General features: G+C 71.5%; 19 protein-coding genes. 7 read left to right on the top strand and 12 right to left on the bottom strand.

The features are described 5' to 3' along the window. Both HNR22_RS09295 and HNR22_RS09300 read right to left on the bottom strand, forming a co-directional pair. Positions 1-978: a hypothetical protein gene (locus tag HNR22_RS09295; protein WP_179780020.1), complete on the bottom strand. Its 978-nt coding sequence runs from the start codon at positions 976-978 to the stop codon at positions 1-3. 30 nt (positions 979-1,008) lie between these two features. Then, positions 1,009-1,884: a hypothetical protein gene (locus HNR22_RS09300; protein WP_179780021.1), complete on the bottom strand. Its 876-nt coding sequence runs from the start codon at positions 1,882-1,884 to the stop codon at positions 1,009-1,011. Between the two features lie 86 nt (positions 1,885-1,970). Between HNR22_RS09300 and HNR22_RS09305 the strand changes: the two genes are divergently transcribed. After that, complete coding sequence (locus HNR22_RS09305) at positions 1,971-2,939, top strand: hypothetical protein (protein ID WP_179780022.1); 969 nt, start codon at positions 1,971-1,973, stop codon at positions 2,937-2,939. 62 nt (positions 2,940-3,001) lie between these two features. Here HNR22_RS09305 and HNR22_RS09310 read toward each other — a convergent pair whose 3' ends face one another. Further along, positions 3,002-3,685, bottom strand: a complete 684-nt coding sequence (locus tag HNR22_RS09310; RefSeq protein WP_179780023.1) for a Tat pathway signal sequence domain protein — start codon at positions 3,683-3,685, stop codon at positions 3,002-3,004. 539 nt (positions 3,686-4,224) lie between these two features. On the opposite strand from HNR22_RS09310, the gene HNR22_RS09315 reads away from it, so the two are divergent. The 3 genes from HNR22_RS09315 (at position 4,225) to HNR22_RS31285 (ending at position 6,270) form a co-directional block, all read left to right on the top strand. Next, the gene (locus HNR22_RS09315) at positions 4,225-4,875 is read left to right on the top strand and encodes a TetR/AcrR family transcriptional regulator (RefSeq protein WP_343059756.1); all 651 of its coding nucleotides are present in this window, start codon (positions 4,225-4,227) and stop codon (positions 4,873-4,875) included. A gap of 185 nt (positions 4,876-5,060) precedes the next feature. Continuing rightward, positions 5,061-5,690, top strand: coding sequence for a DUF6230 family protein (locus HNR22_RS09320; protein WP_179780025.1), 630 nt, complete (start codon positions 5,061-5,063; stop codon positions 5,688-5,690). 1 nt (position 5,691) lies between these two features. Then, on the top strand, positions 5,692-6,270 hold the full coding sequence (locus HNR22_RS31285) for a DUF6114 domain-containing protein (protein ID WP_343059757.1): 579 nt from the start codon (positions 5,692-5,694) through the stop codon (positions 6,268-6,270). 1 nt (position 6,271) lies between these two features. Here the strand turns inward: HNR22_RS31285 and murD are convergent, their stop codons facing one another. Further along, positions 6,272-7,618: a UDP-N-acetylmuramoyl-L-alanine--D-glutamate ligase gene (gene murD, locus HNR22_RS09330; protein WP_179780026.1), complete on the bottom strand. Its 1,347-nt coding sequence runs from the start codon at positions 7,616-7,618 to the stop codon at positions 6,272-6,274. A gap of 82 nt (positions 7,619-7,700) precedes the next feature. On the opposite strand from murD, the gene HNR22_RS09335 reads away from it, so the two are divergent. Beyond that, positions 7,701-9,044, top strand: a complete 1,344-nt coding sequence (locus HNR22_RS09335) for a MurL-like N-terminal domain-containing (protein WP_179780027.1) — start codon at positions 7,701-7,703, stop codon at positions 9,042-9,044. Between the two features lie 111 nt (positions 9,045-9,155). Here the strand turns inward: HNR22_RS09335 and HNR22_RS09340 are convergent, their stop codons facing one another. From HNR22_RS09340 to HNR22_RS09350, 3 genes are all read right to left on the bottom strand, one after another. Continuing rightward, positions 9,156-10,925, bottom strand: coding sequence for a PucR family transcriptional regulator (locus HNR22_RS09340; RefSeq protein ID WP_484502652.1), 1,770 nt, complete (start codon positions 10,923-10,925; stop codon positions 9,156-9,158). An 89-nt stretch (positions 10,926-11,014) separates the two neighbouring features. Then, the gene (gene argG, locus HNR22_RS09345) at positions 11,015-12,466 is read right to left on the bottom strand and encodes an argininosuccinate synthase (protein ID WP_179780029.1); all 1,452 of its coding nucleotides are present in this window, start codon (positions 12,464-12,466) and stop codon (positions 11,015-11,017) included. A gap of 47 nt (positions 12,467-12,513) precedes the next feature. After that, positions 12,514-13,335: a TrmH family RNA methyltransferase gene (locus HNR22_RS09350; protein ID WP_179780030.1), complete on the bottom strand. Its 822-nt coding sequence runs from the start codon at positions 13,333-13,335 to the stop codon at positions 12,514-12,516. 77 nt (positions 13,336-13,412) lie between these two features. Between HNR22_RS09350 and HNR22_RS09355 the strand changes: the two genes are divergently transcribed. Beyond that, positions 13,413-15,302: a thiamine pyrophosphate-requiring protein gene (locus tag HNR22_RS09355; RefSeq protein ID WP_246380771.1), complete on the top strand. Its 1,890-nt coding sequence runs from the start codon at positions 13,413-13,415 to the stop codon at positions 15,300-15,302. A 70-nt stretch (positions 15,303-15,372) separates the two neighbouring features. On the opposite strand, the gene HNR22_RS09360 is transcribed toward HNR22_RS09355, so the two are convergent. The 4 genes from HNR22_RS09360 to HNR22_RS09375 form a co-directional block, all read right to left on the bottom strand. Further along, positions 15,373-17,571 (bottom strand): transglycosylase domain-containing protein, encoded by a 2,199-nt coding sequence (locus HNR22_RS09360; RefSeq protein WP_246380772.1) that lies wholly within the window; start codon positions 17,569-17,571, stop codon positions 15,373-15,375. A 217-nt stretch (positions 17,572-17,788) separates the two neighbouring features. Continuing rightward, positions 17,789-18,556: a hypothetical protein gene (locus HNR22_RS09365; protein WP_179780033.1), complete on the bottom strand. Its 768-nt coding sequence runs from the start codon at positions 18,554-18,556 to the stop codon at positions 17,789-17,791. A 133-nt stretch (positions 18,557-18,689) separates the two neighbouring features. Next, positions 18,690-19,796, bottom strand: a complete 1,107-nt coding sequence (locus HNR22_RS09370) for an SPFH domain-containing protein (protein ID WP_099855674.1) — start codon at positions 19,794-19,796, stop codon at positions 18,690-18,692. Positions 19,797-19,801: 5 nt separating this feature from the next. After that, positions 19,802-20,275, bottom strand: a complete 474-nt coding sequence (locus HNR22_RS09375; RefSeq protein WP_088949171.1) for an NfeD family protein — start codon at positions 20,273-20,275, stop codon at positions 19,802-19,804. Between the two features lie 132 nt (positions 20,276-20,407). On the opposite strand from HNR22_RS09375, the gene HNR22_RS09380 reads away from it, so the two are divergent. After that, positions 20,408-21,709 carry a serine hydrolase domain-containing protein gene (locus HNR22_RS09380; protein WP_179780034.1) on the top strand — a complete coding sequence of 434 codons (1,302 nt, stop codon included), beginning with the start codon at positions 20,408-20,410 and terminating at the stop codon, positions 21,707-21,709. Positions 21,710-21,731: 22 nt separating this feature from the next. Here HNR22_RS09380 and HNR22_RS09385 read toward each other — a convergent pair whose 3' ends face one another. After that, positions 21,732-22,544 (bottom strand): DUF3097 domain-containing protein, encoded by an 813-nt coding sequence (locus tag HNR22_RS09385; protein ID WP_099857766.1) that lies wholly within the window; start codon positions 22,542-22,544, stop codon positions 21,732-21,734. Between the last annotated feature and the right edge of the window lie 10 nt (positions 22,545-22,554).

Here is a 22,554-nt window from a genome sequence, read left to right on the forward strand (position 1 = left end):
TCATCGCACCGAGGGCGGCTCGACCGACGGCCGGAGTGGCCTCGGCGGGCGTACCTGCGCGGCTCTGCGGACCACCGTCGGGCCGCCGCCGGTCGACGTGGCGGGATCGCGGCGGCGTGCGGCATCGCCGGGGGTCGCATCGCCGGCGGGAGGCGTGGCCGGTCGCCGGTCGGGCGAGGGCTGGCCGGGTGGGGGCCCGATGGTCGGGGCCGGCGTCGTCGGGTCCGGCGCTGCCGGGCGGGTGCGCAACGGCAGATGCAGGGCAGCCGCGACCACCGCGAAGGCGGCCCAACCGGCACCCAGCGCCACGGCTGACGAGACGTCCTGAAGGTAGTGGTACGCGGTGAGGAAGCCGACCAGCGCGAGGCTGTTGCGGGCGAAGTGTCGACTGAACTCGCGCAACTGGTGGCGGGCCTCGACAGCGACGAGCACCCCCGAGTAGGGGAATGTCACCACCATGCCGCGCAGCACGGCACCGAGCAGCGCGGTGAGGATCGCCCCGACGAAGATCACCACCAGCTTGAGCAACGGCGGCAGCCCGTCCGGACGACCTCCGTTCGAGGTCTCGGCGGCGGCTGGCGGGTCGTCAGCGGCGGCGGTGTTCAGGCGCGCGCGACGGCGCAGCAGCAGCATGGCCGCCAGCCAGAGCACGAGCGTGCCGGCGAGCGCCACCTCGAACGGGATGACGACGGCCAACAGGCCGGCGCTGAGCGCCACGTATACAGCGATCCCCGCAGCGTCGGCGAGCAGGATCGGCCAGCGCAGCCGATGGTGGGTGACCGCCACCGTGACGAAGAAGAGGTTGAGCCCGAGCACGCCGAGCAACTGCGCGCCCTCCACCCGGTTGTTGTCGGTGCTGACCAGGACGAGCGTCATCGGCAACGGCAGGCTGTAGACCAGCGCTCGGAGCCGGACGGAGCGGATCACGCTGACCGCCCAGACAACGGCCGTCACCAGCAGGACCGCGCTCCACGTCATGACTCACCCGTCTCCGCCCCGGTGGGGCCGTCAGTCCTGGAAGGTCGCGGCATTCGCGCAGAGGTCGAACACGCGGGTGAGTCGGTTGACGTCCGTCCGATTGACCGAGAACTGGTTCTCGCCGATCTCGCCGTGTGCGGTCATGTGGGCCTCCCAACAGCTCGACCCGTCCCAGAGTGCCAGATTGACGTGGAGCTGCGGACTGACCACACCGTAGGGCAGCAACCCCACCCGTGCCCCCGCCGCACGCTGCTTCTCCACCAGGGCGGACAGCTCGTCGCTCAGTTTGGCGTAGACGAAGACCCGGGTGATCTGGACGCCCCGTTGCAGGGCTTCGACGTTGGCGTCCCAGTAGCGCCGGCCGATCTCACTGCGCCACCAGCTCAGCTCCCCGCTCGCCCGGGGCATCACGTTGGTCAGGGCGTCCAGCCGTTGTACGCAGGTGCGGGTCGCGCCGAGCAGGTCCTCGTCCTCGTCGCCGCGCCGGATGATCCGGCCCTCAGCGAGCTGCTCGGCCTCCAGCCGGAACTGCTCGTACCGCCGTTGCGCCTCCACCGCGACGCGGGTGCCCGCGTGCTGCTCGGCCGCGTCCCGCATGGCGCCGGCGAGTTCCGTGGTGGTGCGGACGAGCCAGGGCGGACCGTCCAGCAGGGTGCGCAGGTGAAACCGGCGCTCCGCGCGGGCCAGCGAGTCCACCAGCAGCGAGATGGTGATGCCCATCAGGCCGGCCAGCAGCGACTCCACCCCGGAGGCGGCATTGCTGAGGTCGAGCGCGATGCTGAGGGTGATCGACAGTGTGATGCCGACCAACGCCACCGGGTCGGTGTGTGCCACCAGACGGACGAAGCCGCCCTCGGAGGTGCCGCCCCGCTCCCCTGACCGCCGACGGGCCACGTCACGGGCCATCGAGCTCCCCCAATCCGCTGCTGCCGCCAGCGTAGACACCAGGCACAACCGTCGGTACCGCCGCAGCGAGCGGTAGCATCCGGCAGGTGCGGAGAGCGGACGAGACGCCGTCGACCGACTCGGTCGTCGAGCGGATCACAGCCGAGGTTGGCGCCTGGGTCTGCTCCGCCCCGCTCCGCGGCCTGGTTGCCCGCTTCGGCGGCACCTGGCCCGACGGTGACCTCACCGAGTTGCTCCGATTCCTGGACGACTTCTCCGCCGCGCACTGGGACTTCCGGGGTGGCCGGGAGAGGCCCGACGCCCGGGAGCCGGATCTCGACCCGGGCACCGTCGAGCTGGTACACGCCGCCGCCACCGCGCTCGGGCTCGTCCGACCCGTGCCACCAGCCCGGCCCGCGTACGCCCATCTGGTGGTGCTGGGCGGTCTGGCGCACGCCTGCCTGCGCCGCGTCGCGTACGCCGCACACCTGCTGGACGGTGGGCTGGGGGTGACCGGCGAGGTGGCGGTGCTGGGCAGCTTCCGACCACTCTCCGACCGGGAGCACCGAATGTTGGCCGAGGCGGGGGTGCACGGCTGCGTGACCGAGGTGGACGCCCTGGACGCGGCGGTCCGGCTGGCGTTCGGGGTGAGCGCCCCGGCGGTCGAGGACGGGGTCGACGCGGATCACCCGCACCATTCCTGGTCGTCGCGCACCTATCTCCCGGCGGGTCTGCCACCGGTGCGGGTGCTCGCCGCGCCCTCCAGCGAACCGCACCGACGGCGCGCGCACACCGCGGACACCCAGCGGTTCTGGGCGGGGCACGTCCGGCTCGCTCCCGACGACGCGGTGCTGCTGGTGACCGCGCCGATCTACGTGCCGTTCCAGCACTGCGACGCGCTGCGCACCCTGGCCGTGCCGTACGGCTGCGGGATCGACACGGTCGGGGTGGACCCCGGTCTGGTCGACCTTGATCGGCTGCCGGAGCCGACGCTCAGCCCCGGCCGCTACCTCCAGGAGATCCGCTCGGCGATCCGGTCGATGCGCGCCCTGCACCACGAGCTGACCCTCGGCTGACCGGCACGCCGTGCAGGGCCGGCGCACGGCGGTTCGCCGCGCACCGGCCCCGTAGGCCGTGGTCAGTTCACATAGACGGCGGCGTTGCCCTTGGTGCTGTCGCGCACCGGCGAGTAGGTCGCCGAGAAGTACGCGGTGTTGAAGCAGAGCGCCGAGCCGGAGAACTTCGTCAGCGGCTGGTTGGTGAAGACGATGGAGTTGGTGGCGTTGACCGCCGCGCCGGTGAGGCTGTTGGTGCTGGACCGGTAGACGCAGTTGACCGTACCGAGCAGCGAGTTCAGCACGACGGTGCTCTGGATCGGGGCCGCCGCCGTACCGGAGATCGTGACGACGCCGGCGCTGGTGACGGAGGTGGCGTACGGGAGGTTGTTGAGGGTGATGCTCTGCACCCCGGTGGTGCCGAACACGTTCGTGGTGCAGGTGCCGAAGCTCTGAGCGGTGAGGCTCTCGGTGGCGGTGCCCGGGGCGGTCGGGTTGGTCAGCACCTTGGCGCTGAAGCTGGACGCGGCGCACTTGATCCCGGTGGTCCCGGAGGTGGAGTTGTAGAAGGTGGCGTTGGTGCCGGTCTTGAGGCTGGCCTGGATGACGTCGTTGACGGCGACGGCGGTGCCGCCGGCCGTGGGGTAGGTCAGGACGTTGCCGGCGAGCGCGGCCGACGGGTCGGCGGAGGCTGGCGTGGCGGCGACGAGACCGGTCAGCAGCGCGAGGGCCGCGAGGCCCCCACCGATTTTTCCGTACCTGAGCATGGTTTTTCCTTCCGGCGGTGGGACGGGAACGAGCGGACCGCACAGGCGGTCACCGCCGGGCGGGGACGCCCGGGCGGGGTTCGGGAGCCGTCCATAGCGGACGGCGGTGGTGGACGGCCGTCGGGATCGGCCGGCGGTGGTGGCGGAGGCCGGGCGGCGTCAGGGCCGGCCGGCGGTGGTGGAGGCGTCGCCGTTCAGTGGGCGGGCCAGCGTGGCGCACTGCGACGGAGTCGCCTCACCTGCGCCTTTTCGGCCTTGGGAGGGCGCTCACGTTCGGCGATAATGACAGCCATCGAGCCCTCCTTCGAGGAGTCAGGGTGACCATCCGGGGAGATCACCATAGGTAACTGGACATCAACCGAGCGTGAAGAAAGTTATAAACCCCGGAGGGTCGTAAAGTCAACGCATCAAAGGGGGTCAATGAGTTGACCACGCAGAGCCACCCCCAGCCAGCGTCGGTACCCCTCCCGGGGGCTCGCCCCGGTCGCGACCCCGACCGCGCGATCAAGCGCGGCCCACGCCGAGTGTCGGCCGAGGCGGTGGCCGCGACCCAGCGCGACCGCCTCTTCGACGGGCTCGTGCACGAGGTGGCGACGAAGGGCTACGACAACGCTCGGGTCAGCGACATCTGCCACGCCGCCGGGGTGACGCGGCCAGCCTTCTACGCTCTCTTCACCGGCAAGGAGGACGCCTTCCTCGCCGCGTACCGACACGGCATCGCCGTGGTGTCACAGCTGATGGACAGCGCCTACCACGAGGCGGGCCCGGCCTGGCCGGACGCCGCCCGCGCCGCACTGCGCACCCTGCTGGAGGTGCTGGCGAGCGTGCCCGCGTTCGCCCGGATGGCGCTCGTCGAGGTGGACGCCGCCGGCCCGGACGCCCGCCGGGAGCGGGACGCGCTGCTCGGCAGCTTCCGCCGGTTCTTCGCCGACGCCGGCCCGGGACCGGCGGTCACCGGCGTGGACCGCGACGCGCTGGTGTCCACGGTGGTCGGTGGTGTCTACGCCACCATCCGCGGTGGCGTGGCCCAGGGTCGGGCGGCGGAGTTGCCGCAACTGCTGCCGGTGCTCACCTACGCCTCCACCGCGCCGTTCCTTGGCACCGAGGGTGCGGCTCGGGCGACCCGGCCGATACACCCGGACGACGGCCCGAGCACGGCCGCGCCGTGCGTGCCGACCCTCCAGCCCTGACCACACGGTCGGAAACCGCAGCGGTTTTTCACTTTAGACGCATTTCACAGATACCGCGCAACTGGCTGCTACACGCTGTTGACCCGCCCTTTACTCGGCGGTAACTTCGGCTCTGCGCCTGGACACGTCCCATCCCGGGTCGCAATTCCCATTGTCGCCGATGAATGATCTCTAAGGAGAGCTCCATGTCGGAGGAGACCGCACACATTGAACCCGCCCCGCCGCGCAGCGGTGTGCGCTGGCGGCGGTTCGCCGCCGCGTTCGGCACCGTGGCGGCGGGTGCCGCCGGCATGATCGTGCTCACCGCCCAGGGCGTGCTGGCCGCGCAGTTCGCCATCTCGGGCATGCCGTTCACCGTCACCGCCGACAAGCTCACCGGCACCGGGTTCGAGCAGTTCGCCACCCTCGACCAGATGATCCCGGACAGCCCCAACCAGGGCGACACCGGCGGGCAGGTCCTGGTGATGGTCTCGGCGATCGACAAGGCGGAGCTGACGAACCTCTGCCAGAGCATCAACCTGGGCGGCGTCTTCCTGAAGATCACTGCCGGCAGCGGCGACAAACCGGTCAGCGCCCGGACCCTGGTGGTCGACGGTGACGAGATCGCCGGCAACGCCGCCTTCAAGAACATCGACATCGGCCAGGATGCCAGCACCCTGGACAAGGTGCCCGGCGTGAAGGGCAACCCCGGCGTCTTCTCCCAGCAGGCGGACTCGATCGTCATCGAAAACCTGCGGCAGAACAACTACGCCACCACGGCCGCCGTTTTCAACCTGCCCAACCTGCGCATGGCGTTCACCCAAGACGGGTGCTGACGTGAGCGCAAAACGACACCAGGCTGCGCCGGCCGCCCGCGGATCCCGCGGGCGGTGGCGCCGCTGGCGGCGGGGCCGCCCCTTCACCGCCGGGGTGCTGATCGCCCTCGGCGGCGCGGAGATGCTGGTGACCCTGCGCGCGCCGCTCGGGGTGCTGCTGCACGTCGGGCCGCAGGGGCTCGCCGCGTACCTGGTGCCCACCGTCCTGGTGCTCTGCGGGGTGCTGCTGATCGCCAACCCGCAGCAGAGGGTCTTCTACTCACTTGTCACGCTGGTGCTCGGGCTGGTCTCCTGGTTGACCTCGAACCTGGGCGGCTTCGTGATCGGGATGCTGCTGGCCCTGCTCGGTGGGGCGCTCGCATTCGCCTGGACCCCGGACAAGAATCGTCCGCCAGTCGTCGCGGCGGAGCCCGAGGCACTGGAACCGAGGGAGCCCGAGGCACCGGAGCCGAGGGAGCCCGAGGCACCGGAGCCGAGGGAGCCCGAGGCACCGGAGCCGAGGGAGCCCGAGAACGACGCCGACACCGTGCTGCTGCCCGGCATGCAGACACCGGCCCCGACGCCGGCCGACCGGGGCTGACTCAGCGGGCGGTGTCGGCGACCGCCTGCGCGAAGACCTCGGAGCGGTGCTCGAAGTTGCGGAACCGGCCGTAGCTGGGCGCCGCCGGGGACAGCAGCACCACCCCACCGGCCGGGGTCACCTCGCGGGACAGCCGGACCGCGTCCACCAGGTCGTCGACCAGCTCGGTACGCACCTTGGGCAGGCCGGCGAGCGCCTCGACGATGCGGGCGCCGCTGTCCGGAATGCCGATCACCGTCAGCTCCCGCTCGGCCAGGTGCTCGGCCAACGGGGTGTAGTCCAGACCCCGGTCGTTGCCCCCGACGATCACCGTCAGCGGCCGACCTTCGTACGCGTCGATCGCGTGCATGGCCGCGTACGGGCTGGTGGCAAGGGTGTCATCGACGAAGGTCAGCCCGGACGGGTCGGTGATCTCGGTGAGCCGGTGGGCCAGTCCCTGGAACTCGGCGACCGCGACGGCGAGGTGGTCCTTGCCGGCCACCACGTCCACGCCGAGCGCGTCGAGCACGGCGAGCGCGACGCAGAGGTTGCCCTCGTTGTGCCGTCCGACCAGCGGCAGTACGGCGCGCGGGAACAGCGCCTGGTCCCCGAGATGGAACCAGGGCATGCCGTCGAGGCCGGGGGCGATGTGAGTGGTGTCCGGGTGACCGGCCCGGACCGCCGGCAACTCACCCAGCTCGGCGGCGAGCCGGGGGTCGCCGCCGTTGACCACGATCGTCTGCGGGTTGTGGGCCAGCAGATTGAGCTTGTCCCGGTAGTACTCCCGCTCACCACCATGCGCGTCCAGGTGCTCGGGGAAGAGCGCGGTGACCACCGCCACCCGGGGCGAGTCGGTGAGATCGCTGCACTGGTAGCTGGACAGCTCCAGCACGTACAGCTCCGCCTCCGGCAGGTCCAGGGTCGGCACCCCGATGTTGCCGCCGAAGACGTTCGGCCGACCCATCGCGGTGAGCAGGTGGCTGATCAGGCTGGAGGTGGTGCTCTTGCCCTTGCTGCCGGTGACCCCGACGGTGCGCACGGCGTGGTCGGCCATCCACAGCGCGGTGCCCTGGGTGACCATGACGCCGCGTCGGCGCAGCTCGACCAGCCACGGGTGGGTCTGGGGCACGCCCGGGGAGCGGACCACCACGTCGGCGGCGGCCAGCCGAACGAAGCCCGCCTCACCGGTGACCAGCGGCGCCGCCTCGGCCAGGGGGCCGTCCCAGGGCAGCGACAGGAAGTTCGCGCTGTCGTCGACGGCGACCAGCTCGGCCGGGCCGTGCGCCGCGATGGCGGTCACAGCGGCCCGGCCCTCCCGACCGGTGCCCCAGACGGCGACGGTACGTCCGCGCAGGTCAGACAGGCGCACTGGGCTCTCCTCGGGGGTCGCGGCGGCGGCAGGGCAGGCCCGGTCCGGACACGGCCGGACGAACCAGGGCCTAGTATGGCGTGTGCCCAACGAGCAGCTCCGGCGGATGGACGCCTTCACCTTTCCGTCCTACTCGATCGACTTCGCCACCGGCGAGGTGTTGTTCGACTACGCCCTGACCGGCCCGACCGGCGAGCAGCGATTCACCGAGGTGATCACTCTCCCGCTTCCGGCCGAGCCACCCACGGACGAGACGGTGGCGACCCTCGGTCGGGTGCTGGAGGTGCTGCACCTCGTCGCCGGCGTCAGTTACTACAAGGCCGCCGCGCCACCCCGGCTCGTGCTGCCGGCGCCGCTGGGCGCGGCCACCGTCGACTACGTCACGGCCGTCTACACCAAGGGCCTCGCGGAGTATGCGTACCGCAACCAACTGCCGCACGTGCTCCAGCTGCGCCCGGAGGTCCCGGCCGGCTCGCCGGAGCCCCCGCGCGTGTACGACGACTCCGACCGTCGCCCCCTCTCGGCGGTGGGTGGCGGCAAGGACTCGATCGTCAGCCTGGAGGCGCTGCGCCGCGCCGAGCTGGACCCGGTGCCGTTCTCGGTCAACCCGAACCACGTGATCGTCGCGGTGAACGAGGCGTCCGGGCTGACCCCGCTGGCCGCCCGACGGCGGCTCGACCCGGTGCTGTTCGACCTGAACGCGGCCGGCGCGCTGAACGGGCACATCCCGGTCACCGCGATCAACTCACTGATCGCGGTCGCCACGGCGGTGCTGCACGGGCTGGGCCCGGTGGTGATGTCCAACGAGCGCTCGGCGTCCGACCCGAACCTGGTCTGGGACGGCCACGAGATCAATCACCAGTGGTCGAAGGGCGTCGAGGCGGAGGGGCTGCTGCGGGCGGCGCTGGCCGAGCACGCCGGCCTGACCGAACCGTACTTCTCGCTGCTGCGCTCACTGTCGGAGCTGCACATCGCCCGGCTGTTCGCCGAGATCACCCGGTACGACGACGTGGTGACCAGTTGCAACGCCGCGTTCAAGCTGCGCGACGCGAGCGAGCGCTGGTGCCGTAACTGCCCGAAGTGCCGGTTCGTCTTCCTGGCCATGGCACCGTTCATGTCGCGGGAGCGGGTCACCCACATCTTCGGCGGTGACCTGCTGGCCGACCCGGAGCAGATCCCCGGCTACCGCGAGCTGCTGGGTGTGGACGGGCACAAGCCGTTCGAGTGCGTGGGCGAGGTCGAGGAGTCGGTGGTGGCTCTCGGTCTGCTCGCCGAGCAGGACCAGTGGCGCGACGCCCCGGTGATCCGAGCCCTGGTCGACGCCGTCCCGGCGACAGCCTGGTCGGCGGTGGCGCACTCGGACGTCTTCACCCCCGGCGGCCCCAACCACATCCCCCCAACCTACGCAAAAACCCTCAACCTCTAACCCCGGCCTCCGCCGCACCCCACCCGCCCCACCCCTTCGCCCCGGTGATCAAGAGGTTTGCGTCAAAAGGACCGGAATTTCTGACGCAAACCTCTTGATCAACATGGCTGGTCAGGGGGTTCGGACTGCTTCCAGGGCTAGTAGGGCTACGTGTAGGGACAGGCTGGCCTCTACCGAATCCAGGTCCACGTCGAGGATGCGGGCGATGCGGGCCAGGCGCTCGTAGAACGCCGGCCGGGACAGGTGGGCGGCGGCTGCGCCCGCGGTCTTGTTACGCCCCTGCTCCAGGTACGCGCGCAGGGTGTCGAGCAACTGCTCCCGGGGGTGGCGGGCGTCGTACTCCAGCAGGGCGCCAAGTTCGCGTTCCACGAAGGTCTGCAACCGGGGCTCGTCGCGGAGCAGGTGCAGCAGCCCGGCCAGCCCGACGTGCGGCAGCCGGAAGATCGGCAGGTCCCGCCGGTCCTGCCGGGCGGCCTCGGCGATCTGCCGCGCCTCGACCAACGACCGTCGGGCCTCGCGCAGGCTCCCCACCCCGGACCCGGCGGCCACGATCACGGCACCTGGACCAGCACCGCGGTGCACATCGACAGCGAACGGCGCAGCTGACGATTCGGTGCCGGCCGTCGACCGGGGCACGTCGCCACCGGAGGTCGCCCGGCTGGCGGCGGAGTCGAGGCGTACCCGACGGAGTGCGCCGGCGAACGCGGACAGCGCGCGGTCCTCGGTGGCCGGGTCGGTCAAAGCCAGCAGCGCGCCCACCGAGTTGTCGTCGACCGCGCTGGTCAGCGCGGTCAGTTTCGCCTCCCGCAGTGCCTGGCCGACGGCCTCGGACAGGTCCCGCAGCCGGGCCTGACCCGCCTCCGGTCCGCTCTCCCCGACCGGCTCCTCGACCCGGTGTCGGACCATCACGCCGACCAGATGCCGGCGGTCGAGCACCACACCGAGCGCCTTGGCACGCAGCGCGACCTCGTCCACCGGCCGGGAGTGGTCGAGCAGCGCGGTGAGCAGGGTGCGGTGGATCTGCCGTTCCAGCCCTTCGGCGTCACGGCGGATCAGCCGGCCCAGCGCGAGGGTGGACGCGGCCCGCTCGATCAGGATGGTGAGTCGGGTGGGCGGGCCGACGGCCGGATCGCTGGACCGGGCGCCGGGAACGTCGCCGCTGGCCGGCCAGCGCAGCAGCAGCCGACCCCAGTCCTGCCCCCGCGCGCCGACGGCGGTGACCAGCCAGCCGTTGTCCGGGTCGTACGCGGTGCGCCCGACCGGCCGGATCCGCCGGGAGTGCTGCTCCCAACTGTCCAGCAGCAGTTCGGCGCTCTCGCCCGCCGGGTCGTACCCGAGCACCTGCCGGGACAGGTTCTCCAGGACCACCGGGCAACCGGACAGCTCGGCGGCCTGCCGGATGACCTCGGCGGCGTCGGCGCCCTCGACGGACAGGTCGTTGAAGCGCTGGTGGATCTCCTCGGTGGCGCGCAGCTCGGTGAGCTGCGCGTCGACGATCAGCGCGTGCACCGCCTCGGTGATCCGCACGAACGGGGTGGCCCGGCGCAGCTCCACCAGGGGCAGCCCGCGCCGCTCGGCGGCGGCGACCATCACCCGGGGTACGCCGCTGATGTAGCGGCGGCCCAGCTCGACGACGAGCCCGGAGACTCCGACGTCGGCGAGGTCGCCGATGAACGCGCGCAGCCCCGCGTCGTCCCCGGGCAGGCCGATGCCGGTGGTGAGCACCAGCTCACCACCACCGAGCAGGGTGGCGATGTCCGGCACCTCGGCGACGTGCACCCAGCGGACGGGTCGGTCCAGCCCCGCGTCTCCGGCCACCACGCGCGGCGCGAAGTGGCGGACGGGGTCCAGGGCCAGGACCTCACGGACGGTAGGGAACACGGCCGACACGCTACCGTCCGTGACGCCGGATCTCGACTCGCCGCCGCCGAGGCGGGTCAGCGGCTCAGTCGCCGAGGCGGGTAAGCGGCTCAGTCGACGCCGAACTCCATCGCGGCGCGGTCGAGCGCCTCGTCCTCGGGCGAGGCGACGCCCCGGGAGGCGATGGCTTCCGCGCCACCCTCCGGCATGGCGCCGATCAGCCCGGTGGAGGCTGCCTGCGCGGCGCCGATCATCCGCTGCGGGGCTCCGCCGCCGACCATGCCGAGGGAGGCGTACTGCTCCAGCTTCGCCCGCGAGTCGGCGATGTCCAGGTTGCGCATGGTGAGCTGGCCGATCCGGTCCGACGGGCCGAACGCCGAGTCCTCGGTACGCTCCATCGACAGCTTGTCCGGGTGGTAGCTGAACGCGGGGCCGGTGGTGTCCAGGATCGAGTAGTCCTCGCCCCGGCGCAGCCGCAACGTCACCTCGCCGGTGACCGCCGTGCCGACCCAGCGCTGCAACGACTCCCGCAGCATCAGCGCCTGCGGGTCCAGCCAGCGGCCCTCGTACATCAGCCGGCCGAGGCGGCGGCCCTCGTTGTGGTAGTTCGCCAGGGTGTCCTCGTTGTGGATGGCGTTGACCAGCCGCTCGTACGCGGCGAAGAGCAGCGCCATGCCGGGTGCCTCGTAGATGCCCCGGCTCTTGGCCTCGATGATCCGGTTCTCGATCTGGTCGGACATGCCCAGGCCGTGCCGGCCGCCGATGGCGTTGGCCTCCAGCACCAGGTCGACGGCGCTGCCGAACTCCTTGCCGTTGATCGTCACCGGGCGGCCCTGGTCGAAGCCGATGGTGACGTCCTCGGTCGGGATCTCCACCGAGGGGTCCCAGAACCGGACGCCCATGATCGGGTTGACCGTCTCGATGCCGGTGTCGAGGTGTTCGAGGGTCTTCGCCTCGTGCGTGGCACCCCAGATGTTGGCGTCGGTCGAGTAGGCCTTCTCGGTGCTGTCCCGGTATGGCAGGTCGCGTTCGAGCAGCCACTCCGACATCTCCTTACGCCCACCCAACTCGGTGACGAAGGCGGTGTCGAGCCACGGCTTGTAGATGCGCAGCTGCGGGTTGGCCAGCAGGCCGTACCGGTAGAAGCGCTCGATGTCGTTGCCCTTGAACGTCGAGCCGTCGCCCCAGATCTGGACGTCGTCGGAGATCATCGCCCGCACCAGCAGGGTCCCGGTCACGGCCCGGCCGAGCGGCGTGGTGTTGAAGTACGCCCGACCGCCCGAGCGGATGTGGAAGGCGCCGCAGGTCAACGCGGCGAGGCCCTCCTCGACCAGGGCGGCGCGGCAGTCGACGAGTCGGGCGACCTCGGCGCCGTAGCTGAGCGCACGACCGGGCACCGAACCGATGTCGGGCTCGTCGTACTGGCCGATGTCGGCGGTGTAGGCGCAGGGGATCGCGCCCTTGTCGCGCATCCACGCGACCGCGACCGAGGTGTCGAGGCCGCCGGAGAAGGCGATGCCGACACGTTCGCCGGTGGGCAGGGAGGTGAGAACCTTGGACACAGGGAAGATTATGCGTCAAGACGCATGGCCATGCAAATAGAAGCGGGTTACGCGCCGTCGAAAGGTGGATCGTCGCGGCCCAGCTCCCAGAACGCCACGGCCGCGGCGGCGGCCACGTTGAGCGAGTCCACCCCGCGCCGCATCGGGATGACCACCCGTACGTCGCTGGCCGCCTGGGCCGCCGCGGTGAGGCCGGGGCCCTCGGCTCCGAGCAGCAGCGCCGCCCGCTCCCGCTGCGCCGGGGTCAACCGCTGGATGGGTACGGCGTCCGGGGCCGGCGTCATGGCGAGCACCGTGAAGCCCGCGTCCCGCACCTGGTCCAGACCCGTGGGCCAGGGATCGAGCTTCGCGTACGGCATCGCGAAGACCTCGCCCATGCTGACCCGCACGCTGCGCCGGTAGAGCGGATCGGCGCAGGACGGCGACAGCAGCACCGCGTCGATGCCGAGCGCGGCGGCTCCCCGGAAGATCGCCCCGAGGTTGGTGTGGTTGTTGACGTCCTCCAGGATCAGGACCCGGCGCGCGGCGGCGAGCACCTCGGCCGCCGTCGGCAGCGGCCGGCGGTGGAACGACGCCAGCACCCCCCGGTGTACGTGGAAACCGGTGGCCTGTTGCAGCACGTCCTGTGTCGCGGCGTAGACCGGCGCATCGCCGGTGTCCAGGTCGGCGAGTTGGTCGACCCGCTTGGCGTCGACCAGGTACGACCGGGCCGGGTAGCCCGCGCGCAGCGCCCGGCGCAGCACCAGCTCCCCCTCGGCGATGAACAGGCCGTGCGGCGGCTCCCAGCGGGTGCGCAGTTCGACGTCGGTGAGCGCGCGGTAGTCGGCGATCCGGTCGTCGTCGGGGTCGGTGATCTGGTGGACGGGCACCCGACGATTCTGCCGGACGGCGAGCCCTGCCCTCCGACGCCCGCCCGGCGGGGTGGTTTGTCCGAAGAAGAAGGGGAATGGCCGGCGGAGTATCGGACCGGGCGGGAAGGATCAGCCAGGTGAGCGCAGACCACACCGCCCCGAGCGAGGCCGGTGCCCTGCCCCGGCACCCGACCGTTGCGGACCACATCGTCTCCCGGCTGGCCAGCTGGGGTGTGTACCGCTACTTCGGCTATCCCGGTGACGGCATCAACGGCATGACCTCCGCGCTGCAACGCACCAACGAGCGGGCCCAGTTCATCCAGGTACGGCACGAGGAGACCGCCGGTTTCGCCGCCTCCGCCCACGTCAAGTACGGCGGCGGACCGCTGGGGTGCGCCCTCGTCACCAGCGGGCCCGGTGCCATCCACCTGCTCAACGGCCTGTACGACGCCAAGCTCGACCACCAACCGGTGGTCGCGCTGGTCGGGCACACCGCGACCACCGCCGAGGGCGGCGGCTACTACCAGGAGGTCGACCTGCTCGCCCTCTACAAGGACGTGGCGGCCGCGTTCCTGGCCCAGCTCGACCACCCCGCGCAGGTGCGCCACCTGGTCGACCGGGCGTGCCGTACGGCGTTGGCCCGGCGTACCGTCACCGCCCTGATCCTCCCCCTGGACCTCCAGGACGAGCCGGCCGTCCCGGACCCGCCGCACGCGCAAGGCTACTACCGGACCAGCAACGCGCCGAGCAGCACACCGACCGTGCCGCCGGCGGCGGACCTGCGCCGGGCGGCCGAGGTGCTGCGCGGCGGGCAGCGGGTGGCGATGCTGGTCGGGCAGGGCGCACTGGGCGCGCGCGACGAGGTCCGCGAGATCGCCGACCGACTCGGGGCCGGTGTGGCCACGGCACTGCTCGGCTTCACCGCCGTCGACCACCGCGAACCGTGGGTGACCGGCGCGATCGGGCTGCTCGGCACCCGACCGAGCTGGCAGCTGATGACCGGCTGCGACAGGCTGCTGATCGTGGGCAGCAACATGCCGTACTCGGAGTTCTACCCGCCGCCCGGGCAGGCCCGCGCGGTGCAGATCGACCTGGACGGCACCCAGCTCGGGTTGCGGTACCCGACCGAGGTGAACCTGACCGGCGACGCCCGCCCCACCCTGCGGGCCCTGCTGAACGAGCTGGGCCCCGGCCCCGGGCCGACCGCCTGGCGGGCGGAGATCGCCGACAACACCTCGGCGTGGCGGCGGGTGCAACGCGACCTGGCCGAGCAGACCGCGGACCCGGTCAACCCGCAGTTGCTCTTCCACACCCTCAATGAACGCCTGCCCGACGACGTGATGCTCGCCATCGACTGCGGCACCACCACCGCCTGGTACGCCCGGCACATCCAGGTCCGCCCCGGGATGCTGGCCAGTCTGTCCGGAACGCTGCTGTCCATGGGTGGCGCCATGCCGTACTCGCTGAGCGCCAAGTTCGCCCACCCGGACCGGCCGCTCGTCGCGCTGATCGGCGACGGCGCCATGCAGATGAACGGCGTCAACGAGCTGATCACCGTGGCCAAGTACTGGCGAAGCTGGGCCGACCCGCGGTTCGTGGTGCTGGTGCTCAACAACCGGGACCTGGCGTTCGTCAGCTGGGAACAGCGCTCCAGCGAGGGGACGCCGATGTTCCCGGACAGCCAGCAGTTGCCGGACATCGCGTACCACCAGTGGGCGGAGGTGCTCGGGCTGCGCGGCGAGCTGATCGACTCGCCGGAGCAGATCCCGGGCGTCTGGGAACGGGCACTGTCCGCCGACCGACCGGTGGTCATCAACGCCCTGGTCGACCCGGCCGAGCTGATGCTCCCGCCGCACTTCACCGCCGAGCAGGCCCGCAAGACCGCGGCGGCGGTGCTGCGCGGCGACACCGACTGGGCCGGGATCGTCCGACGCGGCCTACCGGCCACCCTCGCCAGCTACCGCCCCCGCCGCCGCGAACGCTGACGCCGCCCTTGGTGCCGTCGATCATGGAGTTGCGGTGGTGGACATATGCTGCGAGCAGCCGTACAACGGGTCAGCCGCGGCGGTCCAGCCAGCGTTGCAGGGCCGAGCGGGGCTCCTGGGTGGGCTGCTGCTGACGCTCCGGGACCACGGGGCGCTGCACGGGGCGGCGCGCGTCGCCGGCCAGCTCGCGGCTGGGTGCGACGAACGCCTTCTCCGGCTGGCCCTTCACGGCGGTGGCGATGACCCGGGCGACCGCGTCGATCACCTTGCTCTGCACCGCAGAGCCCACCGAGTCGGCCGGGTCGTCCGGGTTGGCGGCGATGCCGGCGACCGCGACCTGCGGGGTGAAACCGACGAACGTTTCGGTCGAGTTCTGCTCCGAGCTGCCCGTCTTACCGGCCACCGGCCGGCCGTCGAGGATGTCGTTCACACCGGTCGCGGTGCCGCCGTTGCACTGCCCGAACGCCGACTGCTGGCCCACCGGGCAGCGAGCGGCATCGGTCGCGGCGCGGGCGACGTCGACGTCGAGGACCCGCTTGCAGGACGGCTGACCGACCGGCACCTTCTTACCGTCCGAGTCGGTCACCGAGACCACCGGCACCGGCGTGCAGTAGGTGCCCTCGGCGGCCACCGTGGCGTACGCGTTGGCCAGGTCCAGGGGGGTGGTGGCGGCGACGCCGAGGGTGAACGACCCCCAGTTCGCGGCGTTGTCCTTGGCGAAGGCGGCGTCCGTGTCGGCCCGGAAGGTGATGCCGAGGCGCTGCGCCATCTCGACCACCTTGTCCTGGCCGACCTGCTCGGCCAACCACACGAAGTAGGTGTTCACCGAGCGACCGAAGCCGTCCCACATCATCCGGTACCCGTCCATCCAGTCCGGGTTGGCGTTCGCCGGGCACCAGCGGCCCTCACAGCTGCCTGGCCCCTCGGCCGCGTAGCGGGTGGGCAGCTTGGCGGGCGCGTCGAAGCCGGTGGAGAGGGTACGGCCCGACTCCAGCGCGGCGAGCATGGTGAACAGCTTGAACGTCGAACCCGCCTGGTACCCGTCCACGCTGGCGCCGCCGGAGATCAACGGATTCACGGTGTTCGGGTAGTTCGCCTGCCCGTTCGGGTTGTCGGCCAGGCTGTAGTGCCGGTTGACCGCCATGGCCAGCACCTGCCCGGTGCCCGGCTGGACCGCCGCGATCGGCAGAGCGCGCTTGTTGTCGTAGGAGTAGACCTTGGTGGCCTGCTGCTGCGCGGTGGCCTGGATCTTCGGGTCCAGCGAGGTGACCACGGTGTAGCCCCCGGAGCGCAGGGCCTGCTCGCGCTCCGCGACGGTGGCGCCGAACGCGGGCTGGGTCAGCCACCACTGACGCAGGTAGTCACAGAAGTAGCCCCAGTCGTCGTGGCCCTGGGAGACCGCGGTGCAGCCGTTGGGCTGGGCGGTGGGGTGCAGGGTCAGCGGCTCGGCCTTGGCCTGGGCGGCCTGCGCGGCGGTGATCGCGTTGGTGGCGACCATCGAGTCCAGCACGTACGACCGGCGGGCCAGCGCCTCGCCCTTGTCGCCGCTGATCGGGCTGTATGCGTCCGGGGACTGCACCAGGCCGGCGAGCAGGGCCGACTCGGCGAGGGTCAGCTGCGCCGGCGGTTTGCCGAAGTACCGCTGGCTGGCCGCCGCGATCCCGTACGCGCCGGAGCCGAAGTAGGCGATGTTCAGGTACCGGTCGAGGATCTCGTCCTTGCCGAGGCTCTTGTCCAGCGCACTCGCGTACCGGATCTCCTGGATCTTGCGCCCGACGGTGGGGTCGGTGGCGGCGGCGCGCTCCTCAGCGGTGCGGGTGGGGTCGGTCTTGAGGACGTTACGGACGTACTGCATGGTCAGCGTCGAGCCGCCCTGCTCGGTGCCGCCGCCCTTGACGTTGGCCACCAGTGCCCGGGCGAGGCCGCGCAGGTCAGCGCCGCCGTGGTCGTAGAAGCGCCGGTCCTCGGCCGCCACGATCGCCTGCCGCATCACCGGGGCGATCTCCGACAACGGCACGTCGGTGCGGTTCACGTCGTAGAACGTGGTGATCAGCGTCTTGCCGTCGTTGGCGTAGAGGTACGAGCGCTGCGGCGTGGCCGGGGTCTTCAGCGAGGCCGGCAACGCGGCGTACGACCCGAGCGCGGCGCGGGCGCCGAGCCCGAGCAGCAGGTTGCCCGGCAGCGCGGCGACTGCCAGGACAAGCCCGGCCAACACGCCGGCGAGCAGCACGGTGAACAGCCGCGACAGCGGCGAGCGGGGGGCGGCCATGCTTCCCAGGATTGCCACGAAAGCCGCCAACCGACCACCCCCGGAGGCCAACTGTCAGCAACTTCACGCCCTCGTCCCACCCCCAGGCCCCCGCCCGCCCGCCCACCCGCCCGCCCGCCACGGTGATCATGGGGTTAGCGGGAGGTTTGATCACGGAATCACCCGTCAACCTCATGATCACCGGAGCTGGGCGAGGGCCGAGGGCCCAGTGGGTGCGTTAGGGGTTTGGAGTGCTCAGGCTGGCGCTGGCGGCGTCTCTTGCGGTTTCGCGGGGCATCAGGCGGCCGGAGCGGTAGCCGATGCCGATGCCGGCGATCAGTACGAAGATCGCGCCGAACGTCTGCAGCGAACCGATCAGGGCGCCACCGAGGCCGAGCAGCGGCGCGGCGATGATCAACATGACGCCGTCGCCGAGGCTGAAGGTGCCCGAGCGGGCCACCGCCCATCCGGTGAGGAACCAGCCGACGCTGTAGAACGTCGCGCCGAGCAGGACCAGCGACCGCGCGGTGGTGCCGAAGACCGGCGTCTGCTCGGCGAGCCCGGCGAACGGCAGCATCAGCACGGTACCGGCGATGCTGACCAGCAGCCCAGCGGCGGCCACCCGGCGGCTGCGGGTCGCGGCCAGCAGACCGGTGAGGGCCAGCAGCGCGAGCAGGCCGAGCCAGACCGCGGCCACCCAACCGATCAGGTACACCGCCCGGCCGTCGGCCGGGTAGGGGTCGTTGCCCACCCCTCCGTCACTGGCCATCGCCACCGCGCCGTAGAGGATGGCGTACGCGGGCAGCAGCCACACCGCGGCCCGCGCGAACCGACGTATCGACCAGGCCCAGGTGGCGTTCGTGGCCGGGGCGCCCGGGCTGGGCTCGCCCACGAACGGCAGTACACCGAACCCGCCTCCGCTGCGCCGGGAGCCCAGCGGGGCGACCGGGTCGTGCGCGCCGGGCACCGGGGCCGAGGACCACATCCGATTCGCCGGATCCTTCATGCGTCACCTCGCTCGTCCACGAGCGGTGCGGAACGCGCCGGGGCGCCCCGATTGCCTGGTCACCACCCGTCCTAGGACCGATCGTGGCAGGCGTCGGAGCGCCCCATGAGACTTTCTCGCATTAAGGCCTTGATCAGCCGCGTTCCCGCTGGTCGGCCGGGTCCTCGGTCAGGCTGGCCGGCGACACCGGCTCCGGGGCGGGCAGCCCCTGCGGCTTGTTGCCGCCGGTGGCCTGCGCCTCCGCGACGCGTACCTCGTCGTGGATCTGTTGGGCGGCATCCGCCGCAGCCTGCGCCGCCTCCGCGGCCTCGCGCTGGACCTGGCTCGCGTGTTCGGCCGCCTCCGGTGCGGGCAGATCCCCCACCATCTGGCTCAGCCCGCCGAGCGCGCCACCCATGCCCTCCAGGGCCTTGGTCAGCTCGGCCGGGACGATCCAGACCTTGTTGGCGCTGCCCTGGGCGATCTGCGGCAGGGCCTGCAGGTATTGGTAGGCGAGCACCTTCTGGCTCGGGTTCGCCTGGTGGATCGCGTCGAAGACCGTCCGAATCGCCTTCGCCTGACCCTCGGCCTGCAGGATCTGGGCCTGCCGGTCACCGTCGGCCCGCAGCACCGCCGACTGCTTGTCACCCTCGGCGGTGAGGATCACCGACTGCTTGTGGCCCTCAGCGGTGAGGATCGCCGCGCGACGGTCACGCTCGGCGCGCATCTGCTTCTCCATAGAGTCACGGATGCTGGCCGGCGGCTCGATCGCCTTGATCTCGACCCGGGTCACCTTGATGCCCCAGCGCCCGGTGGTCTCGTCCAGCACCCCGGAGAGGTGCCGGTTGATCTCGTCCCGGCTGGTCAACGCGCGCTCCAGGTCCAGCGAGCCGATCACGTTACGCAGCGTGGTGACGGTCAGCTGCTCGATGGCCTGGAGGAAGCTGGAGATCTCGTAGGTCGCCCGGACCGAGTCGACCACCTTGAAGTAGAGAACGGTGTCGATCGAGACCACCAGGTTGTCCGAGGTGATCACCGGCTGCGGCGGGAAGCTGACCACCTGCTCGCGCATGTCGACCTTGGTGCGCACCGCGTCGACGAACGGCACCAGCAGGTTGAGGCCGGGGTTGAGCGTGCGCTTGTACTTACCGAGCCGTTCCACCACGTCCTGGCGCTGCTGCGGCACGATCCGCACCGCCTTCGCCAGCGTTATCACGGCGATCAGCGCCACCGCGATCACCAGCACCCCGATTACGGTCATCCCGTTCACCCTCTCGCTTCCGGCAGCTCGCCGGCGGAAGAAACGTCGTCCTGCCAGACCAGGGCGGTCGCGCCCCGAACCTTGATCACTCGAACCCGTTGACCAGGTTCGTAAAATTGCGTCGTGTCATACGAGCGGGCGGTCCACAGCTCGCCGTCGATCTTGACGAGGCCGTGCTCAGCGTCGACCCGTTCCAGCACCAGCGCCGTGGAGCCCTCGATCGCCTCCACGCCGAACGGCTGCTCGCCGCTGTCGAGCGCGGAACGGCTGTGCCGCCGGATGACCGGCCGGACCACCACCACGCTCAACGCCGACACCACAGCGAAGACCAGCGCCTGCACCGCAACCGGCGCACCCAGGGCGGCGGCACCGGCGGCAGCGAACGCCCCGGCCCCGAACATGATCAGAAAGAGCGTCGTCGTGAAGATCTCGGCGACCGCCAGCACCACACCCAATACGATCCACACCACCGCGTCCACCCCCTGATCGTGACACGCGAATGCACTAACAGCCCACCTCTCATGATCAGCACGCTCGCCGAAATGGACTGGCCGGCCGAAACACCCCCCGGCTAGGGTCCGGTCCGAACCACCGATCGAGGAGAGATTCCCTTGACCCTGCTGCCCGCGACCGCCCGACAGATCGACACCCAGGTCGCCCAGGCGCAGATCGACGGTCATACTCCGTCACTGGTGCTGGGCGTGGTCCGCGACGGCGCGCTGGTCCACCTGGCCGCCGCCGGCGAGCACCCCCGCCCGGACGTCGACCTGCAGTACCGGGTCGGCTCGATCAGCAAGACGATGACCGCGAGCCTGGTCATGCAGCTGCGCGACGCCGGCCGGCTCAGCGTCGACGACGAGCTGGAGAAGCACCTGCCGGGCACCAGTGTCGGCTCGCTCACCCTGCGTCAGCTGCTCGGGCACGCGAGCGGCATGCAACGCGAACCCGAGGGCGAATGGTGGGAACGGGCGGCGGGCACCGACCTGGCCACGCTGCTCGCCGGCCTGACCGCCGACAAGATCGCCTATCCGCCGCACACCGCGTACCACTACTCCAACCTGGCGTACGGGCTGCTCGGCGGGGTGCTCGAACGGCTCACCGGAACGCCCTGGGCCGACCTGCTCAACGAACGGCTGCTCGGCCCGCTCGGAATGCGCCGCACCACGTACGCGGCCACCGAGCCGTACGCCCGCGGCTACGTCGTGCACCCCTGGCACGGCACGCTTCGCGAGGAGCCCCGCACCGACACCGGCGCGATGGCCCCCGCCGGGCAGCTCTGGTCGACGATCGAGGACCTGGGCCGTTGGGCGGCCTTCCTCGCCGACCCGGACCCGTCGGTGCTCGCCGCCGGGACGCTCACCGAGATGTGCGCGCCCGTGGTGATCAGCGATCTCGACTCCTGGACCGGCGGGCACGGCCTGGGGCTGGAGCTCTACCGCGACGGCGAGCGCGTGTACGTCGGGCACGGCGGCTCGATGCCCGGGTACGTGGCCGCCCTCACGGTGCACCGGCCGACCCGTACCGCCGTGGTCGGCTTCGCCAACTCGTACGGCTTCCCGATCACCGGGCTCGGCCGCCGGCTGCTGACCACAGTGCTGGACGCCGAGCCGGGATTCCCGCAGCCGTGGCGGCCGGCCGCCGCCACGCCACCGGTCGAGCTGGCAGAGCTGACCGGCCGCTGGTGGTGGATGGGCACCTCGCTGGACCTGAGCTGGGACGCGGGTGACCTGGTGGCCCACGTCCGCGGTGAGCGGGTGAGCCGGTTCACCGCCGAGGGAACGGACCGCTGGCGGGGACGATCCGGCCCGGAGAACGGCGAGATCCTGACGGTGCGGCGCGACGACAGCGGACGGGCGGTGGCGATCGACATCGCCACGTTCGTCTTCACGCGCAGCCCCGACGAGGTCCCCTGACCCACCCGACGGGTCAGCCGGGTCAGGGGGCTTCGGTGACGAAGTCGATGAGGCGTTCCATGGCGTTGATCAGGGGAGTTTCCACGTCGGCGAAGCTGTTCACCCGGGACAGGATGTGCCGCCACATGTCCGCCGGCTCGGCCACGCCGAGGGCCGCGCAGACCCCCTCCTTCCACGGCCGTCCCGGCGGCACGACCGGCCACGCCGCGATGCCCAACGCCGCCGGTTTGACCGCCTGCCAGACGTCCACGTACGGGTGGCCGGTCACCAGCACGTAGGGCGAGTTCACCCGGGCCACGATCCGGCTCTCCTTGCTGCCCGGCACGAGGTGGTCGACGAGCACGCCGAGTCGCCGGGTCGGGCCGGGGCCGAAGTCGCGTACGTCGGCGTCGAGGGCGTCGATGCCGTCCAGCGGCTCCACGACGACACCCTCGATCCGCAGGTCGTCGCCCCAGATCCGCTCGACCAGCGCGGCGTCGTGGATGCCCTCGACCCAGATCCGGCTCGCCTTGGCCACCTGGGCGCGGACGTTGTCCACCGCCACCGAGCCGGACGCGGTGCGTCGACGGGCCGCCGGTACCGGCGCGCGGGTGGGGCGGCGCAGCGTCACCGGGCGGCCGTCGAGCAGGAAAGCCGCCGGCAGCAGCGGGAAGTTGCGCCGTCGGCCATGCCGGTCCTCCAGCACGACCGCGCCGGCCTCGAAGCCCACCACCGCTCCGCAGAACCCGGAGTCGGCATCCTCGACCACGAGATCCGGTTCGGCGTCCACCTCGGGGGTGACCTTCCGCCGCCGCCAGTCCCCCGCCAACACGTCCTCGCCGTATCGCCCCGCCATGTCGATCACG

This window comes from Micromonospora jinlongensis (assembly GCF_013410645.1).
GTDB lineage: Bacteria > Actinomycetota > Actinomycetes > Mycobacteriales > Micromonosporaceae > Micromonospora > Micromonospora zamorensis.

Coding starts and splice junctions, on each gene's coding strand:
- HNR22_RS09295 (WP_179780020.1), bottom strand. CDS start 978: ATGACGTGGAGCGCGGTCCTGCTGGTGACGGCCGTTGTCTGGGCGGTC.
- HNR22_RS09300 (WP_179780021.1), bottom strand. CDS start 1,884: ATGGCCCGTGACGTGGCCCGTCGGCGGTCAGGGGAGCGGGGCGGCACC.
- HNR22_RS09310 (WP_179780023.1), bottom strand. CDS start 3,685: ATGCTCAGGTACGGAAAAATCGGTGGGGGCCTCGCGGCCCTCGCGCTG.
- HNR22_RS09320 (WP_179780025.1), top strand. CDS start 5,061: ATGTCGGAGGAGACCGCACACATTGAACCCGCCCCGCCGCGCAGCGGT.
- HNR22_RS09355 (WP_246380771.1), top strand. CDS start 13,413: ATGGCCGGCGGAGTATCGGACCGGGCGGGAAGGATCAGCCAGGTGAGC.
- HNR22_RS09360 (WP_246380772.1), bottom strand. CDS start 17,571: ATGGCCGCCCCCCGCTCGCCGCTGTCGCGGCTGTTCACCGTGCTGCTC.
- HNR22_RS09365 (WP_179780033.1), bottom strand. CDS start 18,556: ATGAAGGATCCGGCGAATCGGATGTGGTCCTCGGCCCCGGTGCCCGGC.
- HNR22_RS09370 (WP_099855674.1), bottom strand. CDS start 19,796: ATGACCGTAATCGGGGTGCTGGTGATCGCGGTGGCGCTGATCGCCGTG.
- HNR22_RS09385 (WP_099857766.1), bottom strand. CDS start 22,544: ATGGCGGGGCGATACGGCGAGGACGTGTTGGCGGGGGACTGGCGGCGG.